At 50.9% G+C, this 12,910-nt stretch carries 19 protein-coding genes; 16 read left to right on the top strand and 3 right to left on the bottom strand.

Features of this window, described 5'->3' with window-relative positions; translation table 11 throughout:
• The first annotated feature begins 43 nt into the window (after window positions 1–43).
• The 14 genes from ACYVHB_RS29665 to ACYVHB_RS29600 all read left to right on the top strand — a co-directional run bounded on the left by ACYVHB_RS29665 (window position 44) and on the right by ACYVHB_RS29600 (window position 9,489).
• Window positions 44–814: an AraC family transcriptional regulator gene (locus ACYVHB_RS29665; RefSeq protein ID WP_461055613.1), complete on the top strand. Its 771-nt coding sequence runs from the start codon at window positions 44–46 to the stop codon at window positions 812–814.
• Window positions 815–1,102: 288 nt separating this feature from the next.
• Window positions 1,103–1,570 carry a carboxymuconolactone decarboxylase family protein gene (locus tag ACYVHB_RS29660; protein ID WP_461055611.1) on the top strand — a complete coding sequence of 156 codons (468 nt, stop codon included), beginning with the start codon at window positions 1,103–1,105 and terminating at the stop codon, window positions 1,568–1,570.
• Window positions 1,571–1,576: 6 nt separating this feature from the next.
• Window positions 1,577–1,915, top strand: a complete 339-nt coding sequence (locus tag ACYVHB_RS29655; protein WP_461055610.1) for a YciI family protein — start codon at window positions 1,577–1,579, stop codon at window positions 1,913–1,915.
• A 134-nt stretch (window positions 1,916–2,049) separates the two neighbouring features.
• Window positions 2,050–2,496 (top strand): VOC family protein, encoded by a 447-nt coding sequence (locus ACYVHB_RS29650; protein ID WP_461055608.1) that lies wholly within the window; start codon window positions 2,050–2,052, stop codon window positions 2,494–2,496.
• 207 nt (window positions 2,497–2,703) lie between these two features.
• Window positions 2,704–4,020, top strand: a complete 1,317-nt coding sequence (locus ACYVHB_RS29645; RefSeq protein ID WP_461055606.1) for an RNA polymerase sigma factor — start codon at window positions 2,704–2,706, stop codon at window positions 4,018–4,020.
• A 5-nt stretch (window positions 4,021–4,025) separates the two neighbouring features.
• A complete protein-coding gene (locus ACYVHB_RS29640) occupies window positions 4,026–4,577 on the top strand; it encodes a GNAT family N-acetyltransferase (RefSeq protein ID WP_461055604.1) in 552 nt (183 codons plus the stop codon).
• Window positions 4,578–4,608: 31 nt separating this feature from the next.
• Entirely contained in the window at window positions 4,609–4,968 is a 360-nt protein-coding gene (locus ACYVHB_RS29635; RefSeq protein WP_461055602.1) for an NAD(P)-dependent oxidoreductase, read from the top strand.
• A gap of 47 nt (window positions 4,969–5,015) precedes the next feature.
• Window positions 5,016–5,810, top strand: coding sequence for an arginase family protein (locus ACYVHB_RS29630; RefSeq protein WP_461055601.1), 795 nt, complete (start codon window positions 5,016–5,018; stop codon window positions 5,808–5,810).
• 46 nt (window positions 5,811–5,856) lie between these two features.
• Window positions 5,857–6,315: a GNAT family N-acetyltransferase gene (locus tag ACYVHB_RS29625; RefSeq protein WP_461055599.1), complete on the top strand. Its 459-nt coding sequence runs from the start codon at window positions 5,857–5,859 to the stop codon at window positions 6,313–6,315.
• A gap of 329 nt (window positions 6,316–6,644) precedes the next feature.
• A complete protein-coding gene (locus ACYVHB_RS29620) occupies window positions 6,645–6,818 on the top strand; it encodes an NAD(P)H-binding protein (RefSeq protein ID WP_461055597.1) in 174 nt (57 codons plus the stop codon).
• A 16-nt stretch (window positions 6,819–6,834) separates the two neighbouring features.
• Window positions 6,835–7,836, top strand: coding sequence for an NAD-dependent epimerase/dehydratase family protein (locus ACYVHB_RS29615; RefSeq protein ID WP_461055595.1), 1,002 nt, complete (start codon window positions 6,835–6,837; stop codon window positions 7,834–7,836).
• A 60-nt stretch (window positions 7,837–7,896) separates the two neighbouring features.
• A complete protein-coding gene (locus ACYVHB_RS29610) occupies window positions 7,897–8,454 on the top strand; it encodes an RNA polymerase sigma factor (protein ID WP_461055593.1) in 558 nt (185 codons plus the stop codon).
• Between the two features lie 5 nt (window positions 8,455–8,459).
• Window positions 8,460–8,678 carry a hypothetical protein gene (locus ACYVHB_RS29605; protein ID WP_461055591.1) on the top strand — a complete coding sequence of 73 codons (219 nt, stop codon included), beginning with the start codon at window positions 8,460–8,462 and terminating at the stop codon, window positions 8,676–8,678.
• Between the two features lie 52 nt (window positions 8,679–8,730).
• Window positions 8,731–9,489: a dienelactone hydrolase family protein gene (locus ACYVHB_RS29600; protein ID WP_461055589.1), complete on the top strand. Its 759-nt coding sequence runs from the start codon at window positions 8,731–8,733 to the stop codon at window positions 9,487–9,489.
• Between the two features lie 44 nt (window positions 9,490–9,533).
• Here the strand turns inward: ACYVHB_RS29600 and ACYVHB_RS29595 are convergent, their stop codons facing one another.
• The 3 genes from ACYVHB_RS29595 to ACYVHB_RS29585 all read right to left on the bottom strand — a co-directional run bounded on the left by ACYVHB_RS29595 (window position 9,534) and on the right by ACYVHB_RS29585 (window position 11,615).
• On the bottom strand, window positions 9,534–10,370 hold the full coding sequence (locus tag ACYVHB_RS29595) for an alpha/beta hydrolase (RefSeq protein WP_461055587.1): 837 nt from the start codon (window positions 10,368–10,370) through the stop codon (window positions 9,534–9,536).
• Window positions 10,371–10,475: 105 nt separating this feature from the next.
• Window positions 10,476–11,030, bottom strand: coding sequence for a TetR/AcrR family transcriptional regulator (locus tag ACYVHB_RS29590; RefSeq protein WP_461055585.1), 555 nt, complete (start codon window positions 11,028–11,030; stop codon window positions 10,476–10,478).
• Window positions 11,031–11,189: 159 nt separating this feature from the next.
• On the bottom strand, window positions 11,190–11,615 hold the full coding sequence (locus tag ACYVHB_RS29585) for a nuclear transport factor 2 family protein (protein ID WP_461055583.1): 426 nt from the start codon (window positions 11,613–11,615) through the stop codon (window positions 11,190–11,192).
• Between the two features lie 447 nt (window positions 11,616–12,062).
• Here ACYVHB_RS29585 and ACYVHB_RS29580 point away from each other — a divergent pair, with 447 nt between their 5' ends.
• Together ACYVHB_RS29580 and ACYVHB_RS29575 are read left to right on the top strand one after the other, a co-directional pair.
• Window positions 12,063–12,644: an AraC family transcriptional regulator ligand-binding domain-containing protein gene (locus tag ACYVHB_RS29580; protein ID WP_461055581.1), complete on the top strand. Its 582-nt coding sequence runs from the start codon at window positions 12,063–12,065 to the stop codon at window positions 12,642–12,644.
• Window positions 12,568–12,900 (top strand): helix-turn-helix domain-containing protein, encoded by a 333-nt coding sequence (locus tag ACYVHB_RS29575; RefSeq protein ID WP_461055579.1) that lies wholly within the window; start codon window positions 12,568–12,570, stop codon window positions 12,898–12,900. The genes ACYVHB_RS29580 and ACYVHB_RS29575 overlap by 77 nt, the downstream gene beginning before the upstream one ends.
• Window positions 12,901–12,910 lie beyond the last annotated feature (10 nt).

Here is a 12,910-nt window from a genome sequence, read left to right as displayed (position 1 = left end):
TCTCTTTAGTAGTTGGAGGAACAACACGTAGATTTTATCCGCTATGAATCTGGAACGTTACGTACCGACCGATTGGCTGAAACCTTTTGTTCAGGCCTTTCTGATAATTGAAAGCGACGATGGGATAGCAAACCGGGTGTTGCCCGATACATCGATGGTGATCGCTTTCCGGTACAAAGGATTAGTGTCCGACACGCAGGGGCAACGTAATCCGTTGCCCTCCTCGGCACTGACCGGCTTACAGCCGTCTTCCCGACTGCTGACCTACGCCAACCATACGGCCACGCTACTGGTGCTATTCCGGGAAGGCAGGGCTGCGGCCTTCTTTCGGGAGCCACTCCACGAACTGTTTGGCGTTAGCCTACCGCTCGATACGCTGATGCCGACCCGCGAGCTGGCCGGAATCGAAGACCGGCTGGCTGGGACCAATGACAACCGGGAACGCATTAGCATCGTAGAGCAGTTTCTGCGGTCGAAACTAAAATGGCCCAGCCCCGATCCGCTCCTTGTTCACGCGGTGGCAACGATTCAGGCCGGTCGGGGAAGCACCGTCATTCACCAGTTGGCCCAATCGCTTGGGATCAGCCAGGATGCCTTCGAGAAACGGTTCCGGCGGTCGGTCGGCACGACACCCAAGCAGTTTGCCCGGATTGTGCGGTTCCGGCACCTGATTCGTACGCATACGCCGGGCCAGCACCTGACCGATTTGGCCTACGAGGGAAACTACTTCGATCAGGCGCATTTCATCAACGACTTTCGGTCATTCACCCGCCAAACTCCGCAGGATTTTTTTCAATCGGACTCGTACTGGTGAGACTACTTAATCAAGGCTATGCGTAGCTTGTCTAAGGCGGTTTAACTGGCTGAATTGGTCGTGTATCGTGCCATCAGCTACGTTCGTCTTTCAAATTCGGATTACGAGCCAGCCTATGGGTTATTCATGGCTGAATGACCGTTATGCTTTGCCGGTAAATGTGCCGTGTACCAATAGCCAGTCCCAGGCTGATTGCCTTTTAGCGACAGAAAACAAAAAAATTAACAAGGTGTCCAGTTTCACCTTTTTCAAGCATCATAGGGTTGATTACTAACTTGTCAATCAACAATGGAACCGCGAATCAATCCCTACCAGGTCGGCTATCCGGCCATGAAGACGCTCTTTGGCGTCGGCGCGTACTTAAACCAATCACCCCTTGACCATTCACTGCTGAACTTAGTGAATTTTCGGGTGTCCCAGATCAACGGCTGTGCGTACTGCTTAGATATGCATTCCAAAGACTTACGGGCAGCGGGCGAAACTGAACAGCGGCTCTACCTGCTCGATGCCTGGCGGGAAGCCCCGTTCTACTCCGACCGCGAACGAGCCGCCCTTGCCTGGGCCGAAGCAGTGACGAAGCTACCAGCCGGACAGGTGCCGGATGCCGTTTATGAACAGGCGAAGGGCCAATTTTCGGATGCTGAATTAGTGGACCTGACGCTGGCCGTTGCCACCATCAACAGCTACAACCGAATGAACATTGCGTTCCACGTACCTTCGGGCGATTACCAGCCCGGTGCCCACCAAACCTTTTAATCGGCGATGAGCGAATTCATTCTATTATTCCGCCAATCGACTGTAGAGCGTAATGCCATTTCACCCACGGAGTTGGAAGCGATGACGAAGCGATGGCAGGCGTGGGTGGGCGGTATTGCGGCTCAGGGCAAGTTGGCCAGCAACGGCACCCGACTGTCCACGGAGAGCAACGTGCTGAGAGCCGACGGGCTAATTACCGATGGCCCGTTCGTGGAAGTCAAAGAGCGGTTGGGTAGTTTTTTAATCGTCAACGCTGGCAGTTTAGACGAAGCAACGGCCTTAGCGCACGGCTGTCCGGTGTTGGCCATTGGTGGGAGCGTCGAAATCCGCCCCCTGCTGGAATAACTGGTGGTCTGGCCAGGACGTGTTTCAACGTCCAGCGTTCGTGGGCGACAGGGCCAACGCCCCCGTCTCGGTAAGGACAGTTTAGGCCGCTTCGGCGGTCTGATTCCAGGTCTGGCTCCCCGGCAACCAAACAAATGCCTCGCATTGAAAACGAGGGACAACTTTTATTAATCACAACATCCCAACTAACTAAGCTTATGTTTACCAAAATTATGTATGTTAATGTGATCGTGAGCGATCAGGACAAAGCCCTTGCGTTTTATACCCGGCTTGGGTTTGAAAAAAGGATCGATTTCCCCGGGCCGGACGGTCGATTTTTAACCCTGGGCTTTACAGGTCAGGATGTAGAATTGATGGTGTTGAAAGGAGACGTTGTCTCACCAAAAGATGTCTCTGAAACGACTCCTGCTCTGAACCCGGGATTCCTTTTCGTTGAGTCAAATGACCTGAAAGAAGAATGTCGAGCATTGGCTTCTGAGGGCATAAAGTTTGAAACGAAAGCGGAGGACTATCCGTATGGTGTTCGCGCGACAGTGCTGGACCCGGATGGAAACCGGGTTGAGTTACGACAGAGAAGGTGAAGACTGCGCTGTTTTCGCTCTGCTTTGGCAGCTTGCTGGACTTTACACTGTTATTCCATTAAACAACGTGGTGGTCGTGTAACGCCATAATACTCGGTTATAGCTTTCTGACTCTGGACGTGGACAGGAGCATCAACATTTGTTTTCAGCTTAACCAGGAAACTTCTGTAAACGCACTCACCAACCAACGTAAACAATCCAGGCCGCATGGAGAACGCGCAGGAATCGCTCAAGGCGCTGTTTCAGCAGGAGTTTGGCAAACTGGTAGCGGTTATCAGTAAGCGGTTTGGCTTGCAGCACGTCGAACTGGCCGAAGACATCGTCAGCGAGACGTTTTTGATGGCCGCTGAGACCTGGGGCGTTCGGGGTCTGCCAGCCAACCCAACGGCCTGGCTGTACGCCGTGGCCAAGCAGAAGACGCTGTATCAGTTCAGAAGGCGTAAGGTCCTGCAAGAAACCGTTTTGCCGCAATTAATGACGAGCGTAAACGAGGCAGACGAATGGGATGCGCCTGGCTTTTCGACCCAAACCATTCGGGATAGTCAACTGCAAATGCTGTTTGCGATCTGTACGCCCGTCATTGCCGACGAAGCCCAGATCGGGTTAGCCCTGCGGATTCTCTGCGGCTTTGGCATTGACGAGATTGCCGAGGCTTTTTTGTCCAATAAGGAGACGATCAATAAACGATTGTTCCGCGCGAAGGAAAAACTGCGGGCCGCCAACGAACCGATGGAACTGCCGCCGGAAACTGAATTGATCCGCCGATTAGACCGGGTGTTGCGTGTGATCTACCTGCTGTTCAACGAGGGCTATTACTCGAAAACCCAAAACCGAACCTTGCAAAAAGAGGTGTGTTTAGAAGCCATGCGTTTGGGCGTCATGCTCACCGAGTATGAACCAACCAATCAGCCCCAAACCAATGCGCTGCTGGCCCTGATGTGTTTCCACGCGTCGCGCTTCGAAGCCCGGTCGGACCGACGCTCGGATGGAGGCTCCCGGAAGGCTCGACGCTTCGATGGAGGCTCGCGGCAGACCAGTGACGGTTCGCTGGTCCTTTATGAACAGCAGAATGAAGCGTTGTGGGATGCCGCGTTGATTCGGCAGGGATTCGCGTATCTGGATCAGTCCTTACAGGGCAGCGAATTGAGCACGTATCATCTGGAGGCCCGCATTGCTTCCTGGCATTGTGTGAAAGAAGACACGCCGGAAAAATGGGCCGCTATTCTGGCCCTTTACGATCAGCTTCTACGGATCAAAAATTCGCCCAGCGTGGCCCTCAACCGGACGTACGCGCTCTATAAAGTCAGGGGGCGAGCGGCTGCGTTATCGGCCGCCGAAACGCTCAACTTGAAAACGAATCACCTGTACTTTATGCTGCTGGGTGAGCTGCACCGGGAAACTAACCCGGTGCGGGCAACGGCTCATTTTCAGCAGGCGTATGCTTTAGCGAAGACGTCGGCAGATCGGCAGACTATCCAGGAGAAAATGGATGAATTAGGTCAGGCAAAAAGCATCAATGGCTGAAATCCATGTTCAAAGCCTTGTATTCGGACTCGATCACGCTCCATTTGATTGATGAAGACAATCTGGCGGATGTATGCGTCCTGTTTCAGGGTTATCCGGATTCCCGCGACATGCTGCAAGAGCTTCTACGAAATTATCGGCCCCGATACGAGAATGGGAAGCGAACCAACTACGGCTTCTACGTCCTGCTGGGTGACGAACTGGCCGGTATGACCCTGCTGAATGTTGATAGTTATCCCGACGAATGGAATGGATCGACGGGAGCCGATATGTTTGCCCACATGCGGGGCCGGGGCGTCACGCCCCGGAGTAAACCACACTTGTTTTACTTGGCTTTTGAGTTGTTGGGACTCAACCGGGTTGCCACGGGTTGTTTGATCTCGAACGAATCCTCGAAACGCTCCATCGAAAAAACGGCTGGTTTTCAGTTTGAAAGTGTCTCGCGCGAATCAGGCGTCAATGACCGGGGTGAATTTGAGGATGAATACATCTACGCCATTCTGAAACGGGACTGGGTCAGGCTATATGATAAATCACAGATTCAGGTAATTCGTTGAGTACAAAATAAATTAGACAAAAACGGTTATTATGAAACTAATTGTATTTGGGGCTACCGGTGGCACCGACAGACAAGTCGTTGAGCAGGCGCTACAGGCTGGTCATCAGGTAACCGTTGTGGCCCGAAATCCAGCCACGTTTTCGCTGCAACATCCGCAATTGACCATTCGCCAGGACGATGTCTTGCAACCTCTTGGCTTTGAACCGGCTTTGGCGGGAGCCGATGCCGTGATTTCATGTTTGGGGATTCAGAAACGGGAGCTCACGACCGTATACTCCCAAGGCATCAACAACATTGCGCAGGCCATGCGAAAGGTGGGCATGACCCGGATCATCTGTATCTCCTCTATCGCCGTCGTTGTGCCACCCCGCAGTTGGTGGCAATTTTAGCAGACACAAATAGACAAAAGAATAATCATTGAAAATTTGATATAATTATGATATTTATTAACCCACAGTGGCAAGGTTCAGGCATAACAGACGAGTTGAAAGTAGGTGCTGAAACCCTTAAATCCTATTTTAAGGACTATGCAATTACGGAGATTCCGCTTTCAACGAAGGAATTAAAAACAATTGATAATATAAAATCCTTTGAGCCAATTTTAGACCAAACAACCCATTTTAAACAAAGTGTTGCAGAAAGTAAGCCAAAAAAGATAACAACAATAGGGGGCGATTGTGCGATTGAAATAATCCCCATTTCTTATCTAAATAAATTATATCAGGGCGATATTTACATAGTCTATATTGATGCCCACGCCGATATTAATACTCCAGAGAGTTCGCCAAGTAAGGATTTTCATGGAATGCCATTACGAGTACTATTGGGCGATGGGAATGAAAAATTTATGAACTTACTTTTTTCAACTATTAAAACTGAACAAGTTTGTTACGTTGGACTAAGGGATATGGATGAACCAGAAAGTGATTATGTTTCCAGTCATAACATGACAAGAATTTCAGATTGCAAATATACAAGCCTTCAAAAAAAAGCAAATAACTATACTAACATTTATATACATCTTGATTTAGATTCTTTAGATGTAAGAGAATTTGAGTTTAGTCTTTATCCGACAGAAAGCAAAGGACTTTCAATAAATGATGTAGCACAACTTATTTATGATTTAAAAATGAATAAGAATGTTGTTGGATTTAGCATAACAGAATGTACGGCTACCAAAATTGAACAGTTGGAAAGTATAAAATCAATTCTTGACCAAATTGAATTGTAATCAGCATTTTGCAAAACATGGTAACAGTATTAAAATAAATGAAGCGATGGAAATTGAAATTAGACAAGCATTAGACTCTGAAATAAATATTTTGCTCGACTTTGAACAAGGAATAATATCTGCTGAAAGACCTTTTGATAAAACATTAAAAGATGGCGAAATTCAGTATTATGACTTAGTTGAACTTATCAAATCTGAAAAAGCAGAAGTATTGATTGCTGTTATCAATAATGAAATAGTAGCATCGGGATATGCAAAAATTATAGCAGCAAAGCCATATTTAAAATTTACTGAATATGCGCATTTAGGCTTCATGTATGTAAAAAAAGAATTTAGAGGTTTGGGTATAAACCAGAAAATATTACATGAACTTATTAATTGGAGTAAGCATAAAAAAATGACAGAAGTTCGCCTTGAAGTGTATAATGAAAATGAAATGGCCAAAAAAGCTTATTTAAAAAGTGGATTTAAACCAAATATATTAGAAATGAGATTAGAAATTTAGATCCCGTATTGAAAAGAACTGCCACCAACATAAGGTTTTGTGCAATTGGGGCATGACGTTGACGCAATCATCGGCAGTGCATATCCAGGCTTTGGTTTCGGCGGACGGAATTCTGCCGGGCTTTTGTTGGTTAACTTCGCCCTTTAGCTATTAATTTAGCTTCAGTTCCGGGCGGACAGTTGGTCAATTCCCCAACTGCACAAAGCCTCGAACGTTCGTGGATCATCAAACTGGTGACCAAATACCTTTTACAGCGGCTGTTCAGGCATCTGTACGTAGATATGCTGCGAATGGAAGCCGTGCTGCGCGAAACGACGCTTAGCTGAACGGTGATTCGTCCGCCCCAGCTCACTGACACTACACGCACCGGTAACTACCGAACGGCCATCAATGAACCGATCCAAAACCCGTCAAAAATATCCCGCGCGGACTTAGCCGATTATATTGTGAATCAGTTGACCGACGAAAAGACGGTCAATGCACGGATCGAAATCTCGTACTGACAGAACCAAGCGCATCATGAAAATTTTAATCACCGGTAGTGCCGGACACCTGGGCGAGGCACTGGCCCGCACCTTGACGGAGTTACAGCATGAGGTTATCGGTCTCGATCTGCTTGATTCCACTTTTACGACCCACGTTGGTTCAATTACAGACCGTTCTTTTGTTAAGGGCTGTCTCGAAGGGGTGAACGTTGTCTTCCATACGGCCACCCTGCACAAGCCCCACATGGTCACACACAGCCCGCAGCAATTCGTTGATACAAATATCACGGGTACGCTTACTTTATTGGAAGAGGCTGCGGCAACGGGCGTAGCGGGCTTTATCTATACCAGCACAACCAGCGTTTTTGGCGATGCCTTAGTGCCACCCGCTGACGCTCCTGCCGCCTGGATTACCGAAGACGTTGTGCCCGTACCCAAAAACATCTACGGCGTCACCAAGAAAGCCGCCGAAGACCTCTGCCAGTTATTTTATCGAAACAATGGTCTTGCCTGCATCATTCTCCGAACGTCCCGATTTTTCCCCGAAGCCGATGATAACAAGTCGGTGCGGCAAGCCTATTCGGATGACAATCTGAAGGCCAACGAGTATCTGTTTCGGCGGGTAAGCTTAGACGATGCGGTGAGTGCCCACCTGCTGGCGGCCGAGCGGGTACAATCAATTGGGTTTGGCACCTACATCATCAGTGCCACTACGCCATTTTCGCCCGACGACCGGATGGCATTGCGCACCCACGCTCCGGCGGTGGTTCAGCGGCTGGTGCCGGGCTACGAAGCGGAATATCAGCGCCGGGGTTGGCAGATGTTTCCTGACATCGACCGCGTCTACGTGAACGACCGGGCCAGAAACGAACTGGGCTGGCAACTGCGCTACGACTTCGGCCATGTACTTGACCGTTTACAAGCGGGACATGACCTACAAACTCCGTTGGCCCAACTGATTGGCTCGAAAGGCTATCATGATGAAACGTTTACGGACGGCCCTTATCCCGTTGGTGAGCGACCTGATCCCGCTTAAACTTTTTTCCTGACTTTGGGTGATAGTTGGGCTTTAGGCCGATTAACCACTAAAAAGCGTATGATTTCAACACAAAGCCTGTCAATGGACGCAGCCCTGCTGACCGACCGGGAGCGAACATTGGAAGATATCTATGCCAGGACGTATCCAATGGTGCGGCACTACGTTAAGGAGCACGGTGGTGCCGACGAGGATGCGAAAGATATTTTTCAGGAAGCACTCATTATCTACTACGAGAAAACGGTCAATGGACAACTAACGTTGACGGCGTCGGTCAGCACCTACCTGATGGGCATTTGCAAGAATCGCTGGCGTCAGCAACTGGAGAAGCAGGCTCGTAACGTCGCTCTAACCGAAACCCGATCCGACACCGTCTGGGAAGAACCTGGATCAGAAGCAGAACCGCCACCGGTGGCCCTGATGACGTTCGTCGAGCAGTTGGGCGAAACCTGTAAATCCATCTTAGTCAGCTTCTATTACTTAGGGCAGCACCTGGAGCAGATTGCCGAGCAGCATGGTTACCAGACCGTCCGCTCGGCCACGGTGCAGAAATACAAGTGTTTAGAGCGGCTGCGCAAAGCGGTGAGCCACCTTTCCATCGAGCAGTTTAACCGATAAAACCCATGCGTCCCCTGTTAGAAGAAGTGCAACTGCTGGAAGCGTATACTGAAGGAACCTTGTCCGAAGCGTTGCACCGCGACGTAGCGGTTCGCTTGCTGTGGGATCAGGACTTGCAGCAAAAGCTGGCCAGACAGCAACTGGCGTATAAGGCGCTGCGTCTGTTTGGTCGTCGGCAGCTCCGCGCCGAGTTAGAAGCCATCCACGTCCGCCTGTTCGGATAACGTCCCAGGTAACCACCCAACCGTTTGACATTGCCCTTTCATCACATAAGATATGCACGAAATCACAACTGCCCAAGTCTTTTACGACGCAGACGGCCTGAACATGGTCGCTCATCTAACACGGCCACATGGCGAGGGTCCTTGGCCCGCAGTTCTCATTGGACACGACGGCGTTGGTCTTGACGACTACCAGCGGAGCCGCGCTAATGATCTCGCCGGGCGTGGCTATGTTGCGCTCGCGATGGACTTTCATGGCGGACAGACATTTTTTGGTATGCCCGACGCGATGCTGGCTCGAACCATGCCCTTGTTGGCCGACGAAGGACGGATGCGGGCCATTGGTCGCGTAGCGCTGGACGTTCTCCTCGCGACGCCTGATGTTGACGCCAACCGGCTCTTTGCTCTCGGCTATGGCGCTGGCGGCCGTATCGTCCTTGAGCTTGCGAAAACAGGCGTACCCTTCAAAGCCGTCGCGGTCGTTCATCCCGGCCTGCCGAAACCTGATGCCCATGACTGGCGCGATGTAAACAGCACCATCCTTCTCTGTACTGGCTCTGAGGACCCGCTGTGCACTCCCAACCAACTGCTCGCATTTGGTCACGCATTACAGGATGCCGGGGTTGACTGGCGCGTAAACATCTATGGCGGTGCCCAGCACGCTTTTTGGGCTCGCCCAACAAACTCGGACGGATCACCGACCGAAGGGCTCACGCATGTTCAAGCGACCGTGCCAGGTGTCGGCTATCACCCAAAACACACTGTGCGCGCATGGCGAGCGGTTCTTGATCTTTTCGGAGAGGAACCGAAATGAACGATGTTGATGAAATCCGGGCGCGGGAAGAAGAGTAGATCAGTTTATTGGTTAATGGGACGGGGGGCCGAGATGAAGGCCAGGGTTTGCCGGATGACAGCCTCATTTTTCAAAATACGAGTATGCCCTAACCCGCTCGTTCGGATGAGAGTTGCCTGCGGGTAGGTTTGCCGGAAGCGTTCGGCGTGTCGGATAGGCACCTCCCGGTCGTGTTCGTCGTGGATTAGTAGTACCTCCGTTTTTTTTGACAGGTATTGCCCGGTTTGCAGCGCGGAAAAGGCATCGAATGGCTTACCCAGATTCGTCTCAATCCATTGGTTGAGGTAACGCGTGGCCCTGGCCGACGCATTAAACCGGTGCCCGTAATCCCGCAGGATGTCATCGCCAATGGCGGGTAGGGAAATCAAGACTACTTTCTGCGGATGGAGTCCGTGTTGAACAGACAGTAGACTGGCCGCACCACCCAGCGAATGGGCCACAACAGCGATAACCGGCCCGCGCAAACGCTCAATGGCTAAAATCGCATCCCTGAACTCAAGCAGGTTAGTCATCTTGCCCGTCGACAGACCATGAGCGGGCGCATCGAAAGCAAGTACCGTGTGACCAGCCTGTACGAGTGGATTAATGAAGTGGAGAAACTGGGTGCTTCGACCGGCCCAGCCATGAACCACCAACACCACCGGTCCGCTGCCCCAGGCGTAGGCTCGTACCGTTTTCCCCGCAACGGTTAACTCGAACGAAGCAGCCTCCTGCCGCTTATGCTGTTCAGCGGGCGGCAACGGCCCACCCATCGGCGTGAAAAACAGCTTTACAAACCAGCGGTTTGCCAGACTTGGCACGAGTGCTTCGAGCTTGGGAAAGCCCCATCGAATTGCCCGCATGAGCAATGGGGTTCTGGATGATTTGGCAGGCGGTTGCTGGACAAGAGTGGTTGAGTTTGTCATCGTCTATTTATTTAACGTTAATTAAAAATGAGGGCAAAAAAATTAGAGCCGGTTATTAATAATGCCCAATACACGATCCAGATGGCTGATGTCCTGGTGCAGCTTCATCAACATCAGTCCGCCCTGTAGGAGATAAATATCTTCCTGGGCCAGCCGCAGAGCCGTTTCTTCATCATTCACCGAGCGGTACAGTTCAGCCAGTGCCTGCTGCCAGGCTCCAAAATAAGCGATCAGCACAGGCCGAAAATTCGTTTCCTTATCGGCGGTTTCCAGTACGGAGTTCCCCATCAGACACCCATTCTGGTTCTGCGTGTAAAGCCAACGGGTATATTCGCTGATTTTGGTTAGTCGCTGTTTGGGCGTATAGTTGGTGTTGTAGGCCTTGTCCAGAATTTTCGTTTTTATCTCTTTGTAGGCGAATTCCAGTACCTCCCGCATCAAATCCTCCTTGCCGTTGAAGTAATAGTAGAAATGCGGCTTCTCGATGCCACAGGCTTCGGCCAGATTAGAGAGCGTGGCGTTGTAGTATCCCTTATCCCGAAATACATCGAGGGACTTTAAAAGGATGGTTTCTCTGTCAGTTTTTGTACGCGGCATGGCGCAAAGATATAGTTTATTTAACGATTGTTAAAGATGGGCGCACATTTCTTGTTTCAGCCAGAACACCAGGCCCATCCAGCAGAAAAATAGGTCCAAATCACCAACAATACGATAGACGTTGGGCTGGCGATCTGGACCTTATCTACAGCACTCTGCTTATTTGCCCCAGAAGTCATCCTCCTGTTTGACATCCTCGGAGTAGATCGTGGCTTCGACGATCTTGCCATTTTCAACGGTGTACACGTCGATGTTATCTACATTTAGTACACCATCGCCCGGTTGAGCACCCGTCCAATGAATTAAACACGCGACCCGGTTGCCATTGACGGTTAGTTGTTTGATGTCGGTCAGGCGCAAGGTGTTTGCCGTGGCCTCGAACATGCCCCCCACCATCTGAAACACCTCCGTACTGGATTGCTTCGTACCAGAGAATCGGTTCGTACCCGGCTGGTTCCACTTGATGTTGGGGTGAATCAACGCGCCTAATGTTGCCTGATCGCCCTGTTGTACCGCCGTTAAGAACGTTTTGACCGTTTGTGCTGCCTGATTGTCCATTGTGTTTTTAATTGGTTGGTTTGACATTGATGGATTCGCTGTTTTTAAAGTTGATTGACTGACGGATTGCCCCTCTGCCTGGCTATCCAGGATGATTAGCCAGGCAATGGCGGAACAGAACCTGATGATTGAGCGATTTTTCATGTTGTCTGATTGGTTGATTGACTACCGTTTGTTTCGATACAAAGGTATTTTGGGTCTTAGCCATGGGGCTTACCCGTTTCCGCCAATCATTTACCACTTTACGCCACCACCCGCCTTGTCTGTCTGGTACTGGCTACATTTGCCCTATGCAGAACTATCAACAAGCATTCGTCCTCAACCTGCTGGCCTACGCGGCTCAACGACGGCTACCCGTGAATCAATTATGCCAGCTATCGGGGGTTGACCTCAACGACTTAACCCAACCGACACCAGCGCACCTGACGACTCGGCAAACCGACGACCTTTGGCGGAATGCAACCCACCTGAGCCATGATCACGTTTTTTGGGCTTCATCTCGGAGAATCGTTACAGGTGGCCGCGCTGGATGTCGTTGGGGGGCTGGTGCAGAGCAGCCGAACCATCGGCGAGGCCCTAACCCAGGCAGGAGCGTTCGTGCCGCTACTGACCGATTTGCTCACGATGGCCGTGTCACACGTCGATCAGACGTTCACCATCCGGTTCGTGCCGAACGCTCGGCGTCAGCAGGAGTCACCGGACGTTTGCCGCCAGCAGGTGGATTTCTTCATGGCGTTTTTGCTTCACGAGGTAGATGGACTGGTGTTGCGCCGGATGGAACCCCGCGCGGTGTACTACCCAGCGCCGGGTGACCAGACTATGGAACTGACGCGGGTGCTACGTGGCCCGGTCAGTCGGCAAGGAAATGAATACGCGTTAATTTTTGACGATCCCATCTGGCACGAACCGATTCTAACGGGTAATTATGCGGTACAGGAATTGCTGCTCAAACAGACCCGATCAGCCGTTGAGGGTCTGTTTGAGCAGCAATTCCTGGCGCGAGCAGGTGGGGCAGTATCTACTAACGAACGCGTACTTAGGCATTCCCTCGCTTGAAGCAATTGCGGCTAACTTCAATACGTCGTCCCGGAGTATGCAACGTAAACTCCGGGACGAAGGGGTAACCTATCAGGAGGTGGCCGATTCGGTGCGAAAAACGCTGGCGTTGCAGTACTTGGCAGCCGGCAGCCATCCGGTCAAAGAGATTTCGTACATCCTGGGCTACAATGAACTGAGTGCCTTCTCGCGGGCCTTCAAACGGTGGACAGGAGCCGCCCCGGTTCAGTATCAAAAGCAAACCCAGCTTAGATAGTTACTAATAA

The organism is Spirosoma arcticum, from assembly GCF_054779955.1.
Note: the sequence above shows the minus strand (reverse complement) of the source record. Positions and strands in the feature narration are given on the sequence as shown.